The organism is Sphingomonas sp. AX6 (assembly GCF_902506605.1).
Classification (GTDB): domain Bacteria; phylum Pseudomonadota; class Alphaproteobacteria; order Sphingomonadales; family Sphingomonadaceae; genus Sphingomonas.
Genome location: NZ_LR733979.1, coordinates 1,040,682 through 1,062,023 on the forward strand (window position 1 = coordinate 1,040,682; position 21,342 = coordinate 1,062,023).

At 66.3% G+C, this 21,342-nt stretch carries 21 protein-coding genes and 1 tRNA gene (1 of these 22 cut by a window edge); 14 read left to right on the plus strand and 8 right to left on the minus strand.

Going from position 1 to position 21,342, the window contains the following annotated elements; translation table 11 throughout:
• Positions 1-16: 16 nt before the first annotated feature.
• Both ENHY17A_RS05140 and smc read left to right on the plus strand, forming a co-directional pair.
• On the plus strand, positions 17-751 hold the full coding sequence (locus ENHY17A_RS05140; RefSeq protein WP_159710681.1) for a thioredoxin domain-containing protein: 735 nt from the start codon (positions 17-19) through the stop codon (positions 749-751).
• Positions 752-775: 24 nt separating this feature from the next.
• Positions 776-4,180: a chromosome segregation protein SMC gene (smc, locus tag ENHY17A_RS05145; RefSeq protein ID WP_159710683.1), complete on the plus strand. Its 3,405-nt coding sequence runs from the start codon at positions 776-778 to the stop codon at positions 4,178-4,180.
• A 123-nt stretch (positions 4,181-4,303) separates the two neighbouring features.
• On the opposite strand, the gene ENHY17A_RS05150 is transcribed toward smc, so the two are convergent.
• Entirely contained in the window at positions 4,304-4,588 is a 285-nt protein-coding gene (locus tag ENHY17A_RS05150; RefSeq protein WP_159710685.1) for a chorismate mutase, read from the minus strand.
• 128 nt (positions 4,589-4,716) lie between these two features.
• Between ENHY17A_RS05150 and ENHY17A_RS05155 the strand changes: the two genes are divergently transcribed.
• The 5 genes from ENHY17A_RS05155 to ENHY17A_RS05175 are packed head-to-tail and all read left to right on the plus strand — an operon-like array spanning position 4,717 to position 9,040.
• Positions 4,717-5,730 (plus strand): polyprenyl synthetase family protein, encoded by a 1,014-nt coding sequence (locus ENHY17A_RS05155; protein ID WP_159710687.1) that lies wholly within the window; start codon positions 4,717-4,719, stop codon positions 5,728-5,730.
• Positions 5,731-5,922, plus strand: coding sequence for a hypothetical protein (locus ENHY17A_RS05160; RefSeq protein ID WP_159710689.1), 192 nt, complete (start codon positions 5,731-5,733; stop codon positions 5,920-5,922).
• A gap of 13 nt (positions 5,923-5,935) precedes the next feature.
• On the plus strand, positions 5,936-6,247 hold the full coding sequence (locus ENHY17A_RS05165) for a hypothetical protein (RefSeq protein WP_159710691.1): 312 nt from the start codon (positions 5,936-5,938) through the stop codon (positions 6,245-6,247).
• Positions 6,234-8,726 carry an ATP-dependent helicase HrpB gene (gene hrpB / locus ENHY17A_RS05170; protein ID WP_159710693.1) on the plus strand — a complete coding sequence of 831 codons (2,493 nt, stop codon included), beginning with the start codon at positions 6,234-6,236 and terminating at the stop codon, positions 8,724-8,726. The genes ENHY17A_RS05165 and hrpB overlap by 14 nt, the downstream gene beginning before the upstream one ends.
• Before the next feature lie 32 nt (positions 8,727-8,758).
• Positions 8,759-9,040 carry an ETC complex I subunit gene (locus tag ENHY17A_RS05175; protein ID WP_159710695.1) on the plus strand — a complete coding sequence of 94 codons (282 nt, stop codon included), beginning with the start codon at positions 8,759-8,761 and terminating at the stop codon, positions 9,038-9,040.
• A 127-nt stretch (positions 9,041-9,167) separates the two neighbouring features.
• Here ENHY17A_RS05175 and ENHY17A_RS05180 read toward each other — a convergent pair whose 3' ends face one another.
• From ENHY17A_RS05180 to ENHY17A_RS05200, 5 genes are read right to left on the minus strand one after another with little or no spacing between them, the layout of a single operon-like run.
• On the minus strand, positions 9,168-9,662 hold the full coding sequence (locus ENHY17A_RS05180; RefSeq protein WP_159714162.1) for an NUDIX hydrolase: 495 nt from the start codon (positions 9,660-9,662) through the stop codon (positions 9,168-9,170).
• A gap of 35 nt (positions 9,663-9,697) precedes the next feature.
• On the minus strand, positions 9,698-10,384 hold the full coding sequence (locus ENHY17A_RS05185) for a TPM domain-containing protein (protein ID WP_159710697.1): 687 nt from the start codon (positions 10,382-10,384) through the stop codon (positions 9,698-9,700).
• Positions 10,384-11,190 (minus strand): TPM domain-containing protein, encoded by an 807-nt coding sequence (locus tag ENHY17A_RS05190; protein WP_159714164.1) that lies wholly within the window; start codon positions 11,188-11,190, stop codon positions 10,384-10,386. Before ENHY17A_RS05190 ends, ENHY17A_RS05185 begins: the two co-directional genes overlap by 1 nt.
• Positions 11,190-11,708, minus strand: a complete 519-nt coding sequence (locus tag ENHY17A_RS05195) for a TPM domain-containing protein (protein ID WP_159710699.1) — start codon at positions 11,706-11,708, stop codon at positions 11,190-11,192. The genes ENHY17A_RS05190 and ENHY17A_RS05195 overlap by 1 nt, the downstream gene beginning before the upstream one ends.
• 14 nt (positions 11,709-11,722) lie before the next feature.
• Positions 11,723-12,313: a LemA family protein gene (locus ENHY17A_RS05200; RefSeq protein ID WP_159710701.1), complete on the minus strand. Its 591-nt coding sequence runs from the start codon at positions 12,311-12,313 to the stop codon at positions 11,723-11,725.
• Positions 12,314-12,422: 109 nt separating this feature from the next.
• Here ENHY17A_RS05200 and mscL point away from each other — a divergent pair, with 109 nt between their 5' ends.
• Positions 12,423-12,878, plus strand: coding sequence for a large conductance mechanosensitive channel protein MscL (mscL, locus tag ENHY17A_RS05205; RefSeq protein ID WP_159710703.1), 456 nt, complete (start codon positions 12,423-12,425; stop codon positions 12,876-12,878).
• Here the strand turns inward: mscL and ENHY17A_RS05210 are convergent.
• Entirely contained in the window at positions 12,875-13,993 is a 1,119-nt protein-coding gene (locus ENHY17A_RS05210; protein ID WP_159710705.1) for a glycosidase, read from the minus strand. The genes mscL and ENHY17A_RS05210 overlap by 4 nt on opposite strands.
• Before the next feature lie 32 nt (positions 13,994-14,025).
• Positions 14,026-14,099: transfer RNA gene (locus ENHY17A_RS05215), tRNA-Gly, on the minus strand.
• Positions 14,100-14,204: 105 nt separating this feature from the next.
• Between ENHY17A_RS05215 and hisS the strand changes: the two genes are divergently transcribed.
• The 6 genes from hisS to ENHY17A_RS05245 all read left to right on the plus strand — a co-directional run.
• A complete protein-coding gene (hisS, locus tag ENHY17A_RS05220) occupies positions 14,205-15,545 on the plus strand; it encodes a histidine--tRNA ligase (RefSeq protein WP_159710707.1) in 1,341 nt (446 codons plus the stop codon).
• The gene (gene prfA, locus ENHY17A_RS05225; protein ID WP_159710717.1) at positions 15,542-16,618 is read left to right on the plus strand and encodes a peptide chain release factor 1; all 1,077 of its coding nucleotides are present in this window, start codon (positions 15,542-15,544) and stop codon (positions 16,616-16,618) included. Before hisS ends, prfA begins: the two co-directional genes overlap by 4 nt.
• A gap of 112 nt (positions 16,619-16,730) precedes the next feature.
• Complete coding sequence (gene prmC / locus ENHY17A_RS05230; RefSeq protein ID WP_236547760.1) at positions 16,731-17,549, plus strand: peptide chain release factor N(5)-glutamine methyltransferase; 819 nt, start codon at positions 16,731-16,733, stop codon at positions 17,547-17,549.
• Between the two features lie 281 nt (positions 17,550-17,830).
• Entirely contained in the window at positions 17,831-18,745 is a 915-nt protein-coding gene (locus tag ENHY17A_RS05235; RefSeq protein WP_159710721.1) for a DUF4167 domain-containing protein, read from the plus strand.
• A gap of 307 nt (positions 18,746-19,052) precedes the next feature.
• A complete protein-coding gene (locus ENHY17A_RS05240; RefSeq protein ID WP_159710723.1) occupies positions 19,053-20,471 on the plus strand; it encodes a DUF4139 domain-containing protein in 1,419 nt (472 codons plus the stop codon).
• A 19-nt stretch (positions 20,472-20,490) separates the two neighbouring features.
• Positions 20,491-21,342, plus strand: partial view of a DUF4139 domain-containing protein gene (locus ENHY17A_RS05245; protein ID WP_159710725.1) — the 5' portion only. The gene runs 666 nt beyond the window's last position; the window shows 852 of its 1,518 coding nt (coding positions 1-852); the start codon lies at positions 20,491-20,493; the stop codon falls past the right edge of the window.

A 21,342-nucleotide genomic window follows, 5' to 3' on the forward strand; every position in this document is an offset into this window, starting at 1 on the left:
TTCGGGAGAATATTCGATGCGTACCCTGCTCATCACGGTTTCGGCTCTGGCACTTGCGGCGTGTGGCGGCGACAGCGACGGCAACGTCGTGACCGCGCCTGCCGGTTCGGTCGAAAATGTCGCTGCGCCTGCGGGCCAGAACTGGACCGAAGTGGTCGAGCGCACCCCCGAGGGCGGCTTCCGCATGGGCAACCCCGATGCGCCGCTCAAGCTGGTCGAATATGGTTCGCGGTCGTGCCCGGCCTGCGCCAATTTCTCCGAAACCGCGTCGGAGCCGCTCAAGCAGCAATATGTCGCGAGCGGCAAGGTGAGCTTCGAGTATCGCGATTTCATCCGCTCGCCGCTCGACATCTCGGCATCGTTGGTCGGCCAGTGTGGCGGGACGGCGGCGTTCTTTCCCATGCTTGAGGGGATGATGGCCGATCAGACGGCGGTGTTCGAACGGCTGGAGGCCGCAGGCGAAGGCTTGCAGGCACAGCTTCAGGGGATGCCCCCTGCGCAACAGGCAGGCGCGCTGGCCGATGCGCTCGGCTATGTCGAATTCGCCAAGGCGCGGGGTGTGCCCGAACCCCAGCTTCGCCAATGCCTGGCCGACACCAATGCCGCACAGGCGCTGGCCGACGGCACGCAGAGCGCGGCGCAGGAGTATAATCTGCCCGGCACACCCACCTTCCTGCTCAACGGCAAGGTCGTGCCCAACGCGGTCGCCTGGCCGCAGGTGGAACAGGCACTCAAGGCCGCAGGCGCCTAACGAGGGCGCCGGGGGGCGGGGGCGATGCGGATCAGGCGATTGCGGCTTTCGGGCTTCAAGAGCTTCGTCGATCCCGCCGACCTGCGGATCGAGCCGGGGCTGACGGGCGTCGTCGGCCCCAATGGCTGCGGCAAGTCCAATCTGCTCGAAGCGCTGCGCTGGGCGATGGGGGAGAATTCCGCCAAGTCCATGCGCGGTTCGGGCATGGAGGACGTGATCTTCGCTGGGACCGCAACCCGGCCGCAGCGTGAGTTCGCCGAAGTCTCTATTCTGGCCGATGGCGACGATGGCGACGAACTCGAAGTCGTCCGCCGGATCGAGCGGGGGGCGGGGTCGGCCTACCGCATCAACGGCCGCGATGTCCGCGCCAAGGACGTCGGGCTGGTCTTCGCCGATGCTGCCACCGGCGCGCATTCGCCCGCTCTGGTGAGCCAGGGCAAGATCGGCGCGGTGATCGCCGCCAAACCCGCCGAACGTCGGGCGATGCTGGAGGAAGCGGCGGGGATTGCCGGGCTGCACGTCCGCCGCAAGGATGCCGAACAACGCCTCCGCGCGACCGAAGCGAATTTGACGCGGCTGGGCGAGGTCATCGCCGATCAGGAAGCCCGCGCAGCGCAACTCAAACGTCAGGCGCGGCAGGCCGAACGCTATCGCATCCTGTCCGACCGCATCCGCGTCGCCGAGGCGCGAATGATCTATGCCCGATGGCGGGATGCGGCGGCGGCGGCGGATGTCGCCAAGCAGGAAGCCGAGGCGGCAGAGGCTCTGGTTGCCAGCCGTGCGGAGGCTCAGCGTGCGGCGGCGGCGAATAGCCACGATGCGACGGGGAAACTGGCCAAGGCGCGTGCGGCTGCGCTGGAGGCACGCGATGCCGCCAGCGAGGCGCTACGTCGGCTGGAGGCGCTGGAGGCCGAACAGTCGGCGACCGCGCGCCGCATCGATGAGGTCGCGGGTGCGCGCGAACGGCTCGACGCCGACCGCGCGCGTGAGGGCGATCTCGCGCGCGATGCTGCCGACGCGCTCAAACGGCTGGCGGAGGAGATAAAGACGCTGGAGGCGCGGGTCGCCGAGGCCGGGAGACGCGTGCCCGCTGCCGATGCCGCGCTTGCCGAGGCTGAGCGTGCATCCCGGGATGCCGAAGTCGCGCTGGCGCAGGCACTTGCGGATCAGGCGCGCGAGGCGGCGGACGCGCGAGTCGCCCAGGCGGCGGTCGCGGCGGCGCGTCAGCGGTTAGAACGTGCGTCTCGCGATGTCGCGCGCATCGACGCGGAGCGCGCCGGGCTGTCGGACGCTGTGCCGCTGGAGGCCGCTCGTGATACCGCACGCAAGGACCGGGCGCGCGCCGAACGCCAGATCGAATCGGCGCGCGCCGGGTTGACCCGTGCCGATGCTCAGGAGCGATCCGCGATCGACACGCAGGGCCGCGCGCAAAGCGCCCGCGCCGCCGCGCACGCCGAACTTGCGGCGCTCGACAGCGAAGCGGCGGCTTTGTCCAAGGCGATTCGCCCGTCGGGCCGCGACCGGTTGCTCGACCGGCTGCACGCCGAACCCGGTTACGAACGCGCGCTCGCCTCGGCCCTGGGCGACGACCTCGAAGCCGGGCTCGATCCCAGCGACGAGCGCCACTGGGCAGGCGCGTCGCCGCTTTCCGCCGATCCGCCCGCGCCGCATGGCACCACGCCGCTTGCTCGCATGGTCGAGGCACCGGATGCGTTGGCGCGGCGGCTGGCGCAGATTTTCGTGGCGGAGACCGATGACGGCCAGCCGCTTGCGGTCGGCCAGCGCCTCGTCACGCTGGCGGGGGTATTGCGACGCTGGGACGGCTATGTCGCACGTAGCGGCGGCGCGGCGGCGGCTGAGCGACTGGAGCGCGTCAACCGGCTCCGCGCGCTGGAAAAGGCGCGCCCGGCGCTGATTCGTGCGGTCGATGCCGCCGACGGTGATCTGACGCGCGTCGATGGCGACATATCAGAGGCGCGGCGCGCCGCCACAGATTGCAGGCGGTTGCTGGATGCCAGCGAATCCCTGTCGCGCGACGCCGCCCGCGCCGAGGACCGCGCCGTCGCCGCGCTCGAACGACTTGATGCGCAGGCACAGGATCTGGCGCAGCGTGCGACTCGCGCCGCGGTCGATCGCGACGATGCGGAGGGTGAAGTCGCGCGCGCCGATGCGACGCTGACCGCGCTCCCCCACGGCCGCGCCACGCGCGAACGGGTCGCGCAACTGACCAGCGGTGCGGAAGCGAAGCGCGGCGCGGTTGCCGCCGCGCGCGCCGAGCGTGCCGCCATCGATCAGGCGCTGACCGTTGATCGCGAGCGTCAGGCGAGCGCCACCGCCGACATCCGCAACTGGAAAGCGCGCGCGGGCGATGCCGCCAAACGGATCGCCGACATGGACAAGCGCGCCGTCGCGCTCGTCGAGGAAGCAGCGGTGCTGGCGACGAAGCCCGACAGCATTGCGCGCGCCCTCGACGCCGCGCGCAATGCTGCGGCGGAAGCGCGCACCGCGTCCGAAGCGGGGGTGACTGCCGAACGCGAGGCCGAGGCGGGGTTGCGTGCGCTGGAGGCCACCGGAGCCGCCGCCGCCGAATCGCTTGCCGAAGCGCGCGAACAACGCGCCGGGGCACTGGCGCGCGCCGAAAATCAGGAACTGCGCCGGGTGGAAATGGGGCGGCTGTCGGGCGAGCGCTTCGAATGCCCGCCGCCCTTGCTGCCAGAACGATTGGCGTTCGAAGCCGACAGCGTGCGCGAACCCGGCGCGGAGTCCGCCGAGCATGAACGGCTGAACGTCGAGCGCGAGCGGATCGGGCCGGTCAATCTGGTGGCCGAGGCCGAACTCGCCGAACTGGAAACCGGGGCGGCGACCAACATCTGCGAGCGCGACGAACTGGAAACCGCGATCCACCGGCTGCGCGGGTCGATCGGGACGCTGAACCGCGAAGGCCGTCAGCGCCTGCTCGCCGCGTTCGAGGCAGTGGACAAGCATTTCCAGCGGCTGTTCACGACCTTGTTCGGCGGGGGACAGGCGCATCTCGCCCTGGTCGATTCGGACGATCCGCTGGAGGCGGGACTTGAGATTATGGCTCAGCCGCCCGGCAAGCGGCTCCAGTCGCTTACGCTTTTGTCGGGTGGCGAGCAGGCGCTGACAGCGGTCGCTTTGATCTTTGGGCTGTTCCTGACCAACCCCGCGCCGATATGCGTGCTGGACGAAGTGGACGCGCCGCTTGACGACGCTAATGTCGAACGCTTCTGCGACCTGCTCGACGCGATGACGAGCGAGACCCAAACCCGCTACCTGATCGTCACCCACAACGCCGCGACGATGGCGCGGATGCACCGATTGTTCGGCGTGACGATGGTGGAGCGGGGGGTCAGCCGGTTGGTCTCGGTCGATCTGGGCGGGGCGGAAGGCTTGCTTGCGGCGGAGTAACCCTTGCCGTCACCCCGGCCGCAGTGCCGGGGTCCACCGAGCGGCATCCGATGCGCTGAATTCTTTAGCCACTTGAAAGCGGCTTATTGGACCCCGGCACAGCGGCCGGGGTGACGGAGTAGTTTAGGCGCCGTCGCGCGCCTGCTGATGATGCCGGATCACTTCGTCGATGATGAAGCGCAGGAATTTCTCGGAAAACTCAGGGTCCAGGTTCGCATCCCTCGCCAATGCCCGCAGCCGTTCGATCTGGCGTTCCTCGCGGCCCGGATCGGCGGGGGGCAGGCCGGTTTCCGCTTTGTAACGGCCGACCGCCTGGGTCACCTTGAACCGTTCCGCCAGCATGAAGACGAGCGCGGCATCGATATTGTCGATGCTTTGGCGGTAATGCTCCAGCCGGTCGTCGGTCATGCGCGTCCCCTTGGGTTCTGATCGAAGGATTGCGCGCCTTGTCGCCTTCCCTTTCCCCCGCGGCAACCCTGGTTTTCTTGAACCCGCCCTTGCCTTTGCTTGGCCCCTCCGCCACATCGCGCAGCGACATGACAGCCACGGTCCACCGTCTGGGCGCATCCTCCGCCCCATCGCTCGATCCGCTCGTCGGGCTGGTCGCGCACGACCTGAACCTCGTGAACAGCGTGATCCTGAACCGGATGCAGTCGGACATTCCGCTGATCCCGACGCTGGCCGGGCATTTGATCGCAGGCGGCGGCAAGCGGCTGCGCCCGATGCTGACGCTGGTGAGCGCGAAGCTGCTTGATTATGCGGGCACGCGGCATCACCGGCTGGCCGCGACGGTCGAATTCATCCACACCGCGACGCTCCTCCACGACGATGTCGTCGACGGATCGGACCTGCGCCGCGGAAAGCGAACCGCCAACGTGATTTGGGGCAATCCGGCAAGCGTATTGGTTGGCGATTTCCTGTTCAGCCGCAGCTTCGAGCTGATGGTCGAGGATGGCAGCCTGAAGGTGCTGAAAATCCTTTCCAATGCGTCCGCCGTGATTGCGGAAGGCGAGGTCAACCAGCTGACCGCCGCCCGGCGCACCGACACGTCCGAGGAACGCTATCTCGACATTATCGGCGCGAAGACCGCCGCTTTGTTCGCCGCCGCGTGCCGGATCGCCGCCGTCGTTGCCGAGCGGCCCGAGGCGGAGGAAGCCGCGCTCGACGCTTACGGCCGCAATCTGGGCATCGCGTTCCAGCTCGTCGACGACGCGATCGATTATGTGTCGGACGCAGGGACCATGGGCAAGGATGCGGGCGACGATTTCCGCGAGGGCAAGATGACGCTGCCCGTGATTCTGGCCTATGCCCGCGGCGATGCCGAGGCGCGCGCATTCTGGAAGGACGCGATCGAAGGACGCCGCTCGTCCGACGACGATCTGGCCGAGGCAACGCGCCGCGTTCAGGAAACCAACGCCGTCGCCGACACGCTGGCACGCGCGCGCCATTACGGCCAGCGCGCGATCGACGCGCTGGGTATTTTCCCCGATTCCGCCGCCAAGCGCGCGATGGTCGAGGCCGTCGAATTCGCAATTCACAGGGCTTATTAAATGCGCAACACCCCCCGCGTGACTACCGATGGCTATGACCAGATCGGACCGTTCCACCCGAAACTGGTATGGGGCGCGATCCTGCTGGTCGAAGTGGCGGTGGTCGTCGGGCTGGTGACCGGGTTTGTCTGGATCGGCGACAAGGTCGAGGACCAGATTGCGCCCGGCGGCACCGAATGGATCGACTTCTAAAGGGGGCAGTGTGGTGTTTGCGTATCTGATTGCCGCTTCCGCCTTCGTGCAAGTTGCCGGCGAGCGCCCGACGCTCGACCAAGCCCAACGGTGCTCGGCGATTGCGCATGTCGCCAGCATGGCCGATGCGGAGAATGAAGACCTGTTTCAGGCAGACCTGTATTGGTCGCTCGCCGCGACTGAGATCGCGCGTGATGCCGACGTCACCGACCGCGATTTCGCCGCCGCACAGGACCGTGCGCGCACTGCAGCGGCAAGCGGGGACAAGGCCGCGCTCGATGCCTGTCTGCGCGCCGTGCCCAGCTTGTTGAATGGCCGCGGCTGATCCAGCCGCCGGGCTGCCGATCGCGGCGGTCCTTCCCGATATCATCGCCGCGCTTCGCGATACGCCGAACCTCGTGCTCGTCGCGCCGCCAGGCGCGGGCAAAACCACGGCGGTCGCGCCCGCGCTGCTGCGTGAATCGTGGTGCTGCGGCGAAATTCTGTTGCTGTCGCCGCGTCGCCTGGCCGCGCGTGCCGCTGCCGAACGCATGGCGGAACTGGCGGGCGAGGCGGTGGGTCGGACCTACGGCTACGCCACCCGCATGGACAGCAAACGGTCGGTGGCGACGCGCGTCACCGTGTTGACCGAAGGCATCTTCATCAACCGCATCCAGGCCGACCCAGAACTGTCGGGGGTGTCCGCGGTGCTTTTCGACGAGGTCCACGAGCGCAGCCTCGACAGCGATTTTGCGCTGGCATTGGCGCTGGACGCGCAAGCGGGGTTGCGACCCGATTTGCGACTGGTGGCGATGTCGGCGACGCTCGACGGCGAGCGCTTTTCCGACCTGATGGACAGCGCACGCGTGATCGAGAGCCAAGGCCGAAGCCATCCGCTCGAACTTCGTCATGTCGGACGAAATGGCGAAGCGCGGATCGAGGACGAGATGGCGCGCGCCATCCGCCGAGCGCTGGCCGAGGATCAGGGCGGAATCCTTGCTTTCCTGCCCGGCGTTGCGGAGATCAGTCGCACGGCTGAACGGCTGGATGGACAGAGCGGCGACATCGCGTTGCACCTGCTTCACGGCGGTGCGGACCCCGCCGAACAGCGTCGCGCGATCCGCCCGGATACTGAGGGTCGGCGCAAGGTCGTGCTCGCCACCTCGATCGCCGAAAGCTCGCTGACCCTGGATGGCATCCGCATCGTCATCGATTCGGGGCTGGCGCGGCGTCCACGGTACGACCGCGCGGCGGGGATGACGCGGCTGGTGACCGAGCGCGTCAGCCGGGCGTCGGCCACTCAGCGCAGCGGTCGCGCGGCGCGGCAGGCGCCGGGCATCGCCTATCGATTGTGGGAGGAAGCCGCGACTGCCGGGCTGCCGCCCTTCGACCCGCCCGAAATCACCGAAGCCGATTTGTCCGCGCTGGTGCTGGCGAGCGCAATCTGGGGCGTCGCCGATCCGCGCGATCTGCGCTGGCTCGATCCGCCGAGCGAAGCAGCGGTGAGCGAAGCGCGGCGGCGGTTGCGCGCGCTGGACGCGATGGACGATGATGGTCGTCCGACCGAGCATGGGCGCATGATCGCGACATTGCCGATGCCGCCGCGTCTCGCCCATATGTTGGTGCGGGCGGGCGAACTCGGTATCGCCGACGCTGCGTCGGAGGTGGCCGTGCTGCTCGGCGAACGCGGGTTGGGCGGCAATGATCCCGATCTGGAAGCGCGCGCCCGGCGCTGGCGCGGCGAACGCGGCAAGCGCGCCGATGCCGGGCGGGCGCTGGCGCGGCGATGGGTGACCCTTGCCGCCGCGTCGCCGGGTGCGAGACCCCGACCGAGTGCCTCGCCGATCGCGGTGGCGCTGGCACTTGCCTTCCCGGACCGTATCGCGCGGCGGCGCGACGTGTCGGGAGAGCATTGGGCATCGGTCGGCGGACGCGGCTACCGCCTCGATCCGCTGTCGAGCCTTGCGCGCGAGGAATGGCTGGCGGTGGGCGAGGTACAGGGTGCGGCATCGGGTGCGCGAATATTGTCGGCGGCGGCGATCGACCTGCCGACTATCGAGGCACTGTACGGCGACCGGATCGAGCGCCGCACCGAAGTCATCTTCGATCCCGTAACCGGCAGCGTCGCCGCGACCAGCGAACGGCGGTTGGGCGCGCTGAAGCTGGGCGGCGGGCAGGATGCATCGGCATCGAAGGAAGCGATTGCAGCGGCGCTGGTCGAGGGGGTTCGCACCCATGGCCTGTCGCTATTGCCGTGGGACGAAAGCGCGCTGTCGCTGAGGGCACGCGCCGCCTTTGCCGCAGCGCACGGCGCGGAGGTGCCTGCGATCGACGATGCGGCGCTGATCGACCGGATTGACGAATGGCTGCCGTCGCTGGTCGAGGGGAAGCGGCGGCTCGACGCCCTGTCGCCTGTCGCCCTCACCCAAGCGCTCGAAGGGCTGATTGGCTGGGATGATATGCGGACGCTGGATGCAATCGCGCCCGCGCGGCTTTCCACCCCGGCCGGATCGAGTCATACAATCGACTATGCGGCAGAAGCCGGTCCGACCGTCGAATGCCGGCCCCAGGCGCTGTTCGGGCTGGCCACGCATCCGATGGTGGCGCGCGGACGTGTGCCGCTCGTGCTCAGCCTGACCTCGCCTGCCGGACGTCCGATCCAGACGACGCGCGATCTGCCGGGTTTCTGGAGCGGTAGCTGGGCGGCGGTGGCCAAGGAAATGCGCGGCCGCTATCCGCGCCATCCCTGGCCCGAAGACCCCGCAAACGCATCACCGACGCTGCGTACCAAAAATGCGGATGCACGCGCGCGCGGTTCGCGCTAATCGGGACGCGAGTCGAAACCGGAGTTTGCCCCGTGCCCACCGCCCGTATCTATCAGCGCCCCAAGAACGCGATGCAGTCGGGCCGCGCGCGCACCGCCGAATGGGTGCTGGAGTTCGAACCCACCGAGGCAAAGAAGCCCGATCCGCTGACCGGATGGGCCGGTTCGGGCGATACTCGCGAGCAGGTTCGGCTGAGTTTCCCGACCTGCGAAGCGGCGGTGGACTATGCGACGCGCGAGGGGATCGCGCACCACATCGTTGCGGCACCGGAGCGCAAGCTGAAGCTTCAGGCCTACGCCGATAATTTCCGGTAGAGAGCGGTAAAAACCTATCTTTTCCGTTCGTGCTGAGCCTGTCGAAGCACTGTCCTTCTTGGAACGAAGAAAAGAACAGCATTTCGACAAGCTCAATGCAAACGGGTATTAGGGCTTGGCTTGCCGCTTATCTCAGGATCGATCCTGCCAGCAGCAACAGCAATTTGACGTCCACCGCATAGCCGTTCGCGCGCATTTCCGAGACGAAGTCCGGCACCTCGGCCAGCGCCACCCGGTGCACGACGATCCCCTCGTCCTCCACGCCGCCGCCTTCGCCAATCCGCACCAGATCATGCGCGCGCATCAGGTAGAATGCCTCCGACACCATGCCGGGCGAGGAGAAGTATTCCCCTAAATCGTCGATCCGCCCCGCGCGGTAGCCGGTTTCTTCCTCCAACTCGCGTGCCGCCGCTACTTCCGGCGCCTCTCCCGCGCTGTCGTCGCCGATCAGTCCCGCGGGCAGTTCGAGGCAGCGCCGACCCAGCGGCACGCGGTATTGATCGACCAGCAGCACATGGCCGTCGTCCACCGCCAGGATCACAGCCGCGCGGATGCCGCGAGCGCGCGAAACATATTCCCAGCGCCCCTGCTTCTTCGCGGTAATGAACTGCCCTGCCCACATCGTCTGGGTGGGCGCGTCGTGATCGGGGGGCAGGCTCAAAGCTCGATCAGCCGATCGGGCAATTCGTTGGGATTGTCCTCGGATGCGGGCACATGCGCGTAGAGAATGTCGCCGATCGCATCGACCGCCGCGACCATACCGCCTGCCGGATCGCCCTCGCGCACTTTATCGACCAACGCAGCCATCGCATCGCCCCAGCGCTCGGGCGGGACGGCGTGGTGGATCGCTTCATCGGCGACGATCTCCGCCACATGCTCGTCGAGGCTGAGGTAGAGAAGGATGCCGACACGGGTCGTGGTGCGCTTTTCAGCGCTGGCGCGAAAGAATTGCACCGCGCGCCGCCGCACCCGTCGCGACTTGACCGCGCGCGGGGTCAGCGCGAACCGCAGCCGGTCCCAGGACAGCGCGTATCGCACGACCAGATAGACGATCAACTCGGCCGCCAGCACGAACAGCAACAGCCGCTGCGCCTCGGCATCGCCCTCGGCCCGCCATCCGCCCGACATCCAGTCTAGCTTCGCCTCGATCACGCCCGGAAACAGCGCGATCGCGCCGATCGCGAACAGCATTGCCGCGACCGCCCAGATGAACGCGACGTCGCGGTAATCGTCCGAATGGCCAGTGACGATCGTCACGATCTCGCCATCGGTGCCCTGTTCGGCGCGCGCAACGGATGCGGTGACGCGAGCGTGGTCGGCCTCTGAAAGTCGTATGGTCGCCATCACCAGCCCCCCGATGCGCCGCCGCCGCCGAACGACCCGCCGCCGCCGGAGAAGCCTCCACCGCCGAACCCGCCGCCCGAGCCGCCGCCAAAGCCACCGCCGCCCCAGCCGCCGCCCGACGAGCCGCCCCAGGTCGGCCCCCAGATGACGACCGGCGCGCGACCGCGACGATATTTCTTGCCGCCCGCAGCGCCGATGACGATCGGGACGAGTATGAACAGCAGCACTGCGACCCAGAAGATGATCGCGATCCAGTTGACGTCGCCGCCGCCGCGCGACGAGCGGCTGGCCTTGGCCGCCTCCAGCGCACGTGCTTCCGCTTGTTCGAGCGGCAGGCGAAGCTGCTCGGCGATCTGGTTCGCGCCAGCAACGATCCCTCCGCCCATATCGCCATCGCGAAACGCAGGAAGGATCGTGCCGTTGACGACCTGACTCGCATAGCCATCGGGGATCACAGGCTCCAGGCCGTAACCGACTTCGATCCGGACGCGGCGCTCATTGGGCGCGACCAGCAGGATGACGCCGTTATTCGCGTCCGACTGCCCGATCTGCCATTCGCGACCCAGCCGATATCCGTAATCCTCGATCGGATAGCCTTGCAGGTCGGGCACCGTCGCGACCACGAATTGCCGCGACGACGCCGTTTCGATCTCCGCCGACAGCGCGGTCAGTTGCGCTTCCTGTTCGGGCGACAGCAATTCCGCCGAATCGACGACGCGCCCCGTCAGCTCGGGAAAGGTCTGCGCCGCTGCCGGGAGCGCCATGAACAGGGCCAACGCTGCGACGATCCCTCGGATAGAGAGCATCACTTGGCGACCTCCTTGTCGGCGAGAACTGAGACGATCGCATCGGTACCGGCCACGATACCGTCCTGCATCCGGCCCTCGCCAAAGCGGGGTAGAATGCGATCGTCAATGATGGTTTGCGCCCGTGCGTTGGTCATCGTCTTTTCCAGTCCATAGCCGACTTCGATCCGCACGCGGCGTTCGGTGGGGGCGACGATCAGCAGAATTCCGTCGTCATGTTCGGCACGCCCGATGCCCCATTGGCGTCCGAGTGCCAGACCGAATTCCTCGATGCTTTGCCCGCCCAGCGTCGGCACGGTGACGGTCACGAACTGGTTTCCCGTTGCCGCCTCCAGCGCTTCGGACTGGCTGGAAATCCGTGCTTCCGTCTGATCGTCCAGCAATTCCGCACCATCGACGACGCGGCCCGTGAGTGCCGGATACGACGTCGATACGGGTGCAGCGACGGCATTGCCGACCGGTGTTGCCGCTGGCCCGGCATCGCACCCGGCCAGCAGCAATGCGAACAACGCCAGCATGACGGGCGTGCGCGTCAGTTGCTGTTGCCGAAATCGACGGTGGGCGCCTGGTTCGCGCCTGCCTGCGCTTCGAACGGGACCATCGGCTCGGCACCGTGGATCACCTTTGCGCCGATCGCGTCGGGGAAGGTGCGGATGGTGGTGTTATAGCTGCGGACCGCTTCGTTATAATCGCGCAGCGTGATGTTGATGCGGTTCTCGGTTCCTTCGATCTGGGTCATGAAGGTCTGGAATCCCTGCTGGCTTTGCAACTGGGGATAGGCTTCGACCGTCGCCATCAACCGCGATAGCGTGCCGCCAAGCTGCGATTGCGCTGCCTGGAACTGCTGGACCTTGGCCGGATCGGTCAGGTCGTCGCCGGTGATCTGGATCGCGGTGGCGCGGCTGCGCGCGTCGATGACTTCGGTCAGGATCTGGCGTTCGCTGCCCGCCGCACCCTGTACCGTCGCCTGAAGATTGGGGATCAGGTCGGCGCGGCGCTGATAGGCGGCCTGGACATCGGCCCATTTGGCCTTGGCATTTTCCTCTGCCGTCGGCACGCTGTTGATGCCGCAAGCCGACAGGCTGAGCGCCATAAGACCGATAAATGCGAGACGAATTGACATGCGGTGGCCTTTCATCGCCTAAGTGTTACCCGTTGATACGACACCGGATGGGTGGCGTAAAAGCGAAATCGGAATGCACATTGGATCCTCGGGGGCAGGGAGACCGGCAATGTTGAACGAATTCAAGACCTTCATCGCGCGCGGCAACGTCATCGACCTGGCGGTCGGCGTGATCATCGGCGGCGCGTTCGCGACGATCACCAAATCGCTGACCGACGATCTGATCATGCCGGTGGTCGGCTGGCTGTTCGGCGGGCTCGATTTTTCGAGCTTCTTCGTGATCCTTGGCGATGTGCCCGATAGCTATGCCGGATCGCTCACCAATTATGCCGCGCTGAAGGAAGCAGGCGTGCCGTTGTTGGGATACGGCCAGTTCGTCACGGTCGCGATCAATTTCCTGATCCTGGCGTTCATCATCTTCCTGTTCGTCAAGGCGGTGAACCGCATGGCGGCAACGATGGAACGCGAAAAGGCCGAAGGAACCGCACCGCCCGCCGCCGATCCCGCCGACATCGTGCTGCTACGTGAGATTCGCGACGCGTTGCAGGCGAAGAAGGTCGATTAAAGCCCGAACCGCGCCTTTGGGATGTGGGTGATCCGGCAGGCCAGATCGGCCTCGCCGGACGCGACGATGAAATGATCGCCCGCATCGACGATGCCGGTCGTGAAGACGATGTCGCGTAAGTACATCTGGTGATCGATCCGCGCGGTGAGCGTGGGGTTCGCCTCGATCAGCGGTGCGTGGTCGGTGGCGATGGTGCGCGAGGGGTCGCGGGCGTCGAGCAGGCTCCAATAGGTGCGGTAGGTGCCGACGCTGTCGTTGGGCTCGACCCCGTGCCACAGGGTCAGCCAGCCGCGTTCCGTCAGGATGGGAGGCGCGCCGCCGCCGATGCGCGCGGTCGCCAGGGTTGCGGCGTGCGGGCGTATGCCGGGTTCCAGATGCGGCTTCCAATGTAGCGCGTCGGGGGAAGTCGCGAGGTTGATCGACGGGCCTGCGCGCCAGTCGCTGCCCGGGGGATAGGCGAAGAAGGACGCGCCCAGCGGTCGGGTCTGCGCCCAATATTGCCCGTCGATCCGCCCTTCGAAGAGCAGCATGTCCTTGTTCTGATGGTCGAGCACGACGCCTTCGAACCGCCAGTCCCTCGCGTTGGTGCTCGAATAGAGGGTAGTCGATTGCCGCTCGGGGCTGACCGAGCAGGTGGTCATCCACCAGCGATCGTCGATGTGGCTGATCCGCGCGTCTTCGATCCCATAGCATTGCACGGCATGTTGCGGAGCGATGGCGCGGTCGTAATCGAAGGCGATCACCTCCAGCCCGTCGGGGGACAGTTCGACGGGCAGCAGCCAGGAGAGCGAGGTCAGCGCCATCACGTCCCAGCCACCCGCGTCCTTCACACGGAAGGTGCGGGGGTCATCCATCTCGACGGCGTCGAGCGGCCAGTGGTCCAGCACGTAGTGACCCGCTTCCCAGCGAATCGCACGAGCATGGCCGTCCTTCACGGGCTCGCGGAGCGCCTCGGCTATGCGGACCATCAGCAGCAGATTGCCATTGGGCAACCGCGTCAGTCCGGGATTGAACGCGCCCAGCACATAGGTTTCCGCATCCAGATCGCGGAGCGGCGAGCGGGTCGGGTCGATAGCGTCGGGGGTAATCACCAGCCGGTCGGTCGCGAACGTCATTCCGCGCAAATCCTGAACCGAGGAGAAACCTCTGGAGCGGGTAACGGGAATCGAACCCGTGTATTCAGCTTGGAAGGCTGCTGCACTACCATTGTGCTATACCCGCTCACTGGGTTCGGAGGCGATTAGCGAACCGACCCCGCCCGCGCAAGTTCCCCGATCGCGCGAAATACTGGCGTTGCGGCGAAATCTTGCATATCAGCCCGCCCCTATGGCCCGGATCGAAACCCCAAAGCGCGTGCGCGGCACGCAGGACATCGCGTTCGAGGATCAGCGCCGGTTCGGCCATGTCGTCGACACGTTCGACCGGGTGCGGCGGCTTTATTGCTTCGGACGCGTCGAACTGCCGGTGTTCGAGGCGACGCAGGTGTTCGCGCGGACGATGGGCGAGACGTCGGATGTGGTGTCGAAGGAGATGTACACCTTTCCCGATCGCGGCGGCGACCTGCTCACGCTGCGTCCCGAATTCACCGCCGGGATCGCGCGCGCGTTCATCACCGAAGGCTGGCAGCAGCACGCGCCGATGAAGATCGCGACGCATGGCCCGGTGTTTCGCTACGAACGCCCGCAAAAGGGGCGGTATCGCCAGTTCCACCAGATCGACGCCGAGATCATCGGCGCGCCGGAACCGCAGGCCGACGTGGAACTGCTGGTGCTCGCCGACCAGTTGCTGCGCGAGCTTGGCATCAGCGAGGGCGTGACGCTCCAGCTCAACACGCTGGGCGATGCCGAGACGCGCGACGCGTGGCGCGAAGCGCTGGTCGCGCATTTCGAGGCGCATCGCGGGGAATTGTCGGAGGACAGCCTGGCGCGGCTGGAGAAGAATCCGCTGCGGATTCTGGATTCGAAAGATCCTCGCGACCGGCCGATCGCTGATTCTGCGCCGGATATCGATGCGTATCTGACCGAGGAAGCGGCGGCGTTCTTCAAGGCGGTGAAAGATGGACTGCGAGCGGCCGATGTTGATTTCAAGCGCAACCCGCGTTTGGTGCGTGGACTGGACTATTACCGGCATACTGCGTTCGAGTTTGTCACTGATCGACTGGGCGCGCAGGGAACAGTGCTTGCAGGCGGGCGCTATGACGGGCTGATCGAGAGTTTGGGCGGGAGCCCGACACCAGGGGTCGGCTGGGCTGCTGGAATCGAGCGGTTGCAGATGCTGCTGCCCGATATTGGTAAGCCTTTGCGTAGTGTCGCGATTGTTATCGAGAGCGATCACCCGCGCTTGAACAGTTTAGGAAGAGATCTGGTTCGGCAGGTGCGCGGAAACGACATGCCTGCAATGTTGTTCGCCGACGGCAATCTTAAAAAGCGTGCTGACAAAGCCGCACGGACGTCCGCAGACTATTTAGTTTCTATCCGGGAATCTGATGAACCCGATTTCTTCGTGCTATCGGTTAAACGGCGACTCAATGATCGTTTCCGTACGCGCGGTCGTCTAAATATCGCGCTGAAAGCCTACCTTCGTAAGCGGTTCGATGTGTCTCCGCAAACGTGGTTGGCTTTAGTCGAGCATGGCGGGCAACTACTCTTGCCGTTTCGCGCGAAATGACCCGCATCCCCGCTGACCGCATCGCCGCGATTGAGGCGCGGCGGGATGAGTTGCAGGCGCAGATGGCGACCGGTGATCTGCCGGGCGATCGTTTCGTTGCGGTGTCCAAGGAATATGCCGAGCTGGAACCCGTCGCCGCGGCGGCGGGGCAGGTGCGGCGGTTGCGCGCGGAAGGCCAGTCGCTCGACGCGATGACGCGCGATGGTGATGCCGAGTTGCGGGCGATGGCCTCGGAAGAATTGCGCGCGAATGAGACGGCGCTGGAAGCGGCGGAACATGCGCTGGCGCTGGCGCTGCTGCCGCGCGATGCCGCCGATGCGCGGCCGGCGATGCTCGAAATTCGGGCCGGGACCGGGGGCGACGAGGCGGCGTTGTTCGCGGGCGACCTGATGCGGATGTACCAGCGCTATGCCGATGCGCAGGGGTGGAAGGTCGAGCTGATCTCCGCCAGTGCGTCGGAAGCGGGGGGATACAAGGAAGTCGTCGCGTCGGTGAACGGCGTGGGCGTGTTCGCGCGGATGAAGTTCGAAAGCGGCGTCCACCGGGTCCAGCGCGTGCCTGTCACCGAAAGCGGCGGGCGCATCCATACCTCCGCCGCGACGGTCGCGGTGCTGCCCGAGGCGGAGGAAGTCGATCTCCACATCGACGACAAGGATCTGCGGATCGATATCTATCGATCGTCCGGCGCGGGCGGGCAGCATGTGAACACGACCGATTCGGCGGTGCGGATCATCCATTTGCCCACCGGCATCACCGTGATCCAGCAAGACCAACGATCCCAGCACAAGAATCGCGACAAGGCGATGAAGGTGCTGCGCACGCGACTGTACGAGGCCGAGCGCGAGAAGCTGGCGTCCGAACGCGCGGGCGCGCGCAAGTCTATGGTCGGATCGGGCGACCGGTCGGAGCGGATTCGGACCTATAATTTCCCGCAAGGCCGGGTGACCGATCACCGGATCAACCTGACGCTGCACCGGTTGCCCGAAATTTTGGAAGGCCAGATGGACGAACTGGTCGGGGCGCTGATGGCCGCGGACGAGGCGGACCGGCTGGCGCAGTTGGATGGGGGTTGACCGTTGCACCAATTCGCCTCCGTCATCCGTTCGTTTCGAGCGAAGTCGAGAAACGCGACCGGAACGCTCACAGGCGTTTCTCGACGTCGCTCGAAACGAACGGGTTAGGGTGGTGAGTATCGCTGCTGTCCTGTCCGAGGCCGCCGCCCAGCTCTCCGCCATCTCCGACACCCCCCGGCTCGATGCCGAATTGCTGTTGGCGCACGCGTTGGGATGTTCGCGCGAGGCGATGTTGCTTGGAAAACTGGATGAGCCGGTGCCGCCCGCATTCCACGCACTGTTCGCGCGGCGGATGGCGCATGAGCCAGTCGCCTATATCACTGGCACGCGCGCCTTCTGGACGATCGATCTGGCGGTTGGTCCGGGCGTGCTGATCCCACGTGCAGACAGCGAGACGCTGATCGAGGCGGCGGTGGCGTATTTCGGCGACCGCACGCCCGCGACGATCCTCGATCTCGGCACCGGGCCGGGGACGTTGTTGCTCGCGGCGCTCGCGGAGTGGTCCGATGCGATGGGACTCGGCGTCGATTCGTCGGAAGCTGCACTTGATTACGCGCGGCGTAACGGTGACCGGATTGCGTCGGACAGGGCGAAATTTCGTCTTGGCGACTGGGGCGTGGGGATCGATGCCCGCTTCGATCTGGTGCTGTGCAATCCGCCCTATGTCGAGGCTGACGCGATACTCGACGCTCAGGTCGCTGCGTATGAACCGGGTTCAGCGCTTTATGCCGGGGCCGACGGGCTGGACGATTACCGGCGGATTGCGCCGCAATTGCCGGGGCTGGTTGCGCCGGGCGGGGTTGCGATCCTCGAGATGGGTCACACCCAGCGGGAAAGCGTCACCGCATTGCTCGAAGTCCATGGCGCGACGGTCGCGTGCCGCCGCGACCTGGGCGGGCGGCCCCGTGCCCTGATCGCCACATATGGTTGAAAAAGCCGAAGAGGCGGCGCATATTGTGCTTGGCGATCAACGCCCCAGCGGTTAAGAACCGGCTTGGGGCAAGCGTTTTCTCCCTTAAATCGTTGAAAACGCGCAGATTGACCCGATCCATGTCATGCAGCCGCTGTCGTCCGGCGGCGCTGGCGCGCAGGCATGTTGGCCCGGTGGGACCGGGTCGGCGTGTATATGGGCACGCATCCGCTGGCTGCTTCGGCGGCCTCCGGCCAAGGGTTCTGGTGAACAGGACGTTCTAGAATTAGGACAAGGCGAACTTGATCAATAATCGTCAAGCCGGCCGCCGTCGCGGTCGTGGTGGGCAGCGCCCGCAAGGTGGTGGTGGCAACGCAGGTCGCGGAGGCGGCGATAGCGGCAATCGCATCGACAGCCGGGCACGCGGCAATGCGCCCCAATTGCTCGAAAAGTACAAGAATCTGGCGCGCGATGCCCAGATGGCGGGCGACCGCGTCAACACAGAATATTATCTGCAATTCGCCGACCATTATTTCCGCGTGCTGAGCGACAATCGCGCACGCCAGGAAGAGCAGAACGGCACGCAGGGTCAGCCCCGCCGCGGTCGCGACGACTTTACCAACGCCGGCGACGATGATGACGGTGAGGATTACAACACCGACATCTCCAACATGGACGATGATGATCGCGGCCAGCAGCGCGATGCCCGCGGCGACCGCGACGGCAATCGCGACCGCCAGGACCGCGACGATCGTGGCAATGGCCGCGAGCGGGGCGAACGCAACGACCGCAATGATCGGGACGTCCGGGGGGATCGCAATGATCGTCCGCAGCGCACCGAGCGTCCGGAGCGTAACGATCGCCCGGAACGTAGCGAGCGGGCTGAACGTCCCGAGCGGAACGAACGCAACGACCGTCCCGAACGCGAAGCGCGTCGTCCGCGCCGTGAAGAAGGCGATAGCCAGCCGCGCGACGCCGCCCCGGTCCAGACCGAAGCGGTTGCCGAGGAAGCACCTGCACCGGCACGCCGTCGCGGTCGTCCGCCGCGTGCCAAGGTCGAGGAAAGCAGCGACGCTGGGTTCGACGCCGCCATTCTGCCGCCCGCCTTGTCGGTGTCGGCAAGCGATAGTGCCGCGGCCGAGAGCGAGGAAGAACGGCCCCGCCGCCGTCGCCGGGTAACGCGCGACGAAGGCGATGTGTCTGCCGACGCGGCCTGATCTGTCAGCGATCGAATGAAACAAGGCCGGTGTCCGAAAGGGTGCCGGCCTTTTTCGTTTTACTGGCTTATCCAAAGTCTGAACCACCCCTTCCCGTTCGCATTGAGCTTGTCGAAATGCTGTCCTTCTTGGCTACGCAAGAAAGGACTGTGCTTCGACAAGCTCAGCACGAACGGGGATGAGTTGGGTGCATCACCTCCCATCGGCCCTTTTGTGTTGGGCGAGGTAACCAAGCCAAAACCTTTTCCCCCTTCGCAAGCTCGCCCAACCTGTTAGGCTCGGGTTCGACCTGAGGGGGGAGTGTGCGATGCGTGGTTTGATGATGCTGGCGCTGGTGGCGGTTCCGGGGATGGCATCCGCACAGACCGCGCTGCCCGGCGGCAATGCGCAGGGCGATGTCGCGCTCACCATTTATTCCGACGGCACGACGCTGGTTCAAGACACGCGCCAACTCAACCTGCCGAGCGGGGTTACGCGGCAGGAATTTCGCGACGTCTCCGAAAACATCCGCCCCGAAACCGTGCGACTGTCCGCCGATGCGGTGGAGATCGTCGAACAGAATTTCGATTACGACCTGCTGAGCCCCGCCGCGCTGATGCAGAAGGCGGTTGGCCAGACGATCACCCTCGTCCGCACCAATCCCGGCACTGGCGTGGAGACGCGCGAACAGGCACGGGTACTTGCGGCGAACAACGGCGTCGTCCTGGATATCGGCGGGCGGATAGAAGTCTTGCGCGACGACGGGCTGCCGGTGCGGGTGATCTATCCCAGCCTGCCGCCCAATCTGCGCGCGAGACCCACTTTGTCGGTGACGCTGGACAGCGCGCGCAACGGCACGCGACCGGTGACGCTTTCCTATCTGTCGAACGGGCTCGGCTGGCGGGCCGATTACGTCGCCTTGTTCGATGAGGCGAAGGGCGCGATCGACGTTCAGGGGTGGATCACGCTCAACAATTCGGGCGCAACCGCCTTTCCCGATGCCGACATCGTGATGGTCGCGGGCGTGCCCGCGACGGTTGGCCAGCAACCCCGGCCCGGCATCCGGCGACCCATGCCCGTGCGGCCGCAGCAGGGTGGGCTGGTCCAGGCGGGGACCGAAACCGCAGACCGGGCGCAACTCGGCGACTTTTATCTCTATCCGATCGAACGCCGGACGACGGTGGCGGCGAACCAGCAGAAGCAGTTAAGTTTCCTGAACGTCGCCGCAGTGCCCGCGCAGCGCGGCTATCAGTTCCGGGCCAACTGGCTCCAGAGCCAGGACGAGCCGACGAGCGCATCGACCGTGCTCAATTTCTCGTCCTCGCGCAGCGGCGGATTGGGCGATGCGCTGCCCGCGGGGACGGTGCGGGTTTATGTCCGCGATGCGCAAGGACAGCCGCAATTCATCGGCGAGAATACGATTGGCCACACGCCGATGGGCTCCGCGCTGTCGATCCGCACCGGCGATGCATTCGATGTGCGCGTGCGCCCGGTGGTCGAGAATCGCGAGCGGCTGTCGGATGACCGCTGGCGCACGACGCAACGCTATACGCTGACCAATGCGCGCAGCGAGCCGGTGACGGTCGAACTGATCCAGGACGGACTCTATTGGCGATGGGCCGATACGCGCGTGGTGAGCGAGACGCTGGAGGGCGAACAGCGCGGTGCCGACAGCCGCGTGTGGCAAGTGCCGGTCCCCGCCAATGGCGAGACCGTGCTGACCGTCGTCACCGAAACCCGGTACTGAGCGGGCAGGGCCAGGGGCGATGCGCCGCCTGATCCTCTCGTTGCTGGCTGGTGTAGTGGCGATGCCCGCCGCTGCGCAGACCGTCGTGGTGTCGGACGCACCGGAGGCGACGTCGATCACCCTTTATCGCGACCCCAATCGTGGCGGCGACCAGGCGATCAACCGCAGCTGGCTGAACGGTTTTGCGCTGGTGACCGAGACGCGGACCATCACGATCCCTGCCGGAACTGCGGTGATCCGGTTCGAGGGGGTGTCGAGCGGCATCCTCTCCGAAAGCGCGATCGTGACGGGATTGCCGTCGGACGTGAGCGAGAAGAATCTCGACGCCGATCTGCTCAGCCCGCGCAGCCTGTACGATCGCTCGCTCGGGCGGCGCGTGACGATCCGGCGCACCGATGCGCTGGGGCAGGTGCGCGAGGAACAGGCGGTGATCCGCTCGGGCGCGGATGGCGCGGCGGTGCTGGAGACCGCCGACGGGTTCGAGGCGCTGCGCTGTTCGGGGCTGAACGAGACGATTGTTTATGATGCGGTGCCGTCGGGGCTGTCGGCCAGGCCGACATTGTCGATCGAAACCACGTCGCCGGTCGCGCGGACGGTGACCGTGCAGCTTTCCTATCTGGCGGGCGGGTTCGACTGGCAGGCGGATTATGTCGTGACGATGCAGGGCGACGGAACCGCGCGGATGTTCGGCTGGATCACGCTCGCGAGCACCGATGCGACGAGTTACCCGGACGCGCAGGCTCAGGTGGTGGCGGGGCGGACCAACCGGACGAGCAATTATGCGCGGCAGATCGGTGCCGGCGGGCCGTTGTCCCTGCAGTGCTGGCCTGAGGTGTCTTATGACGAACTCGACCGGGCTGTATATGGAGGC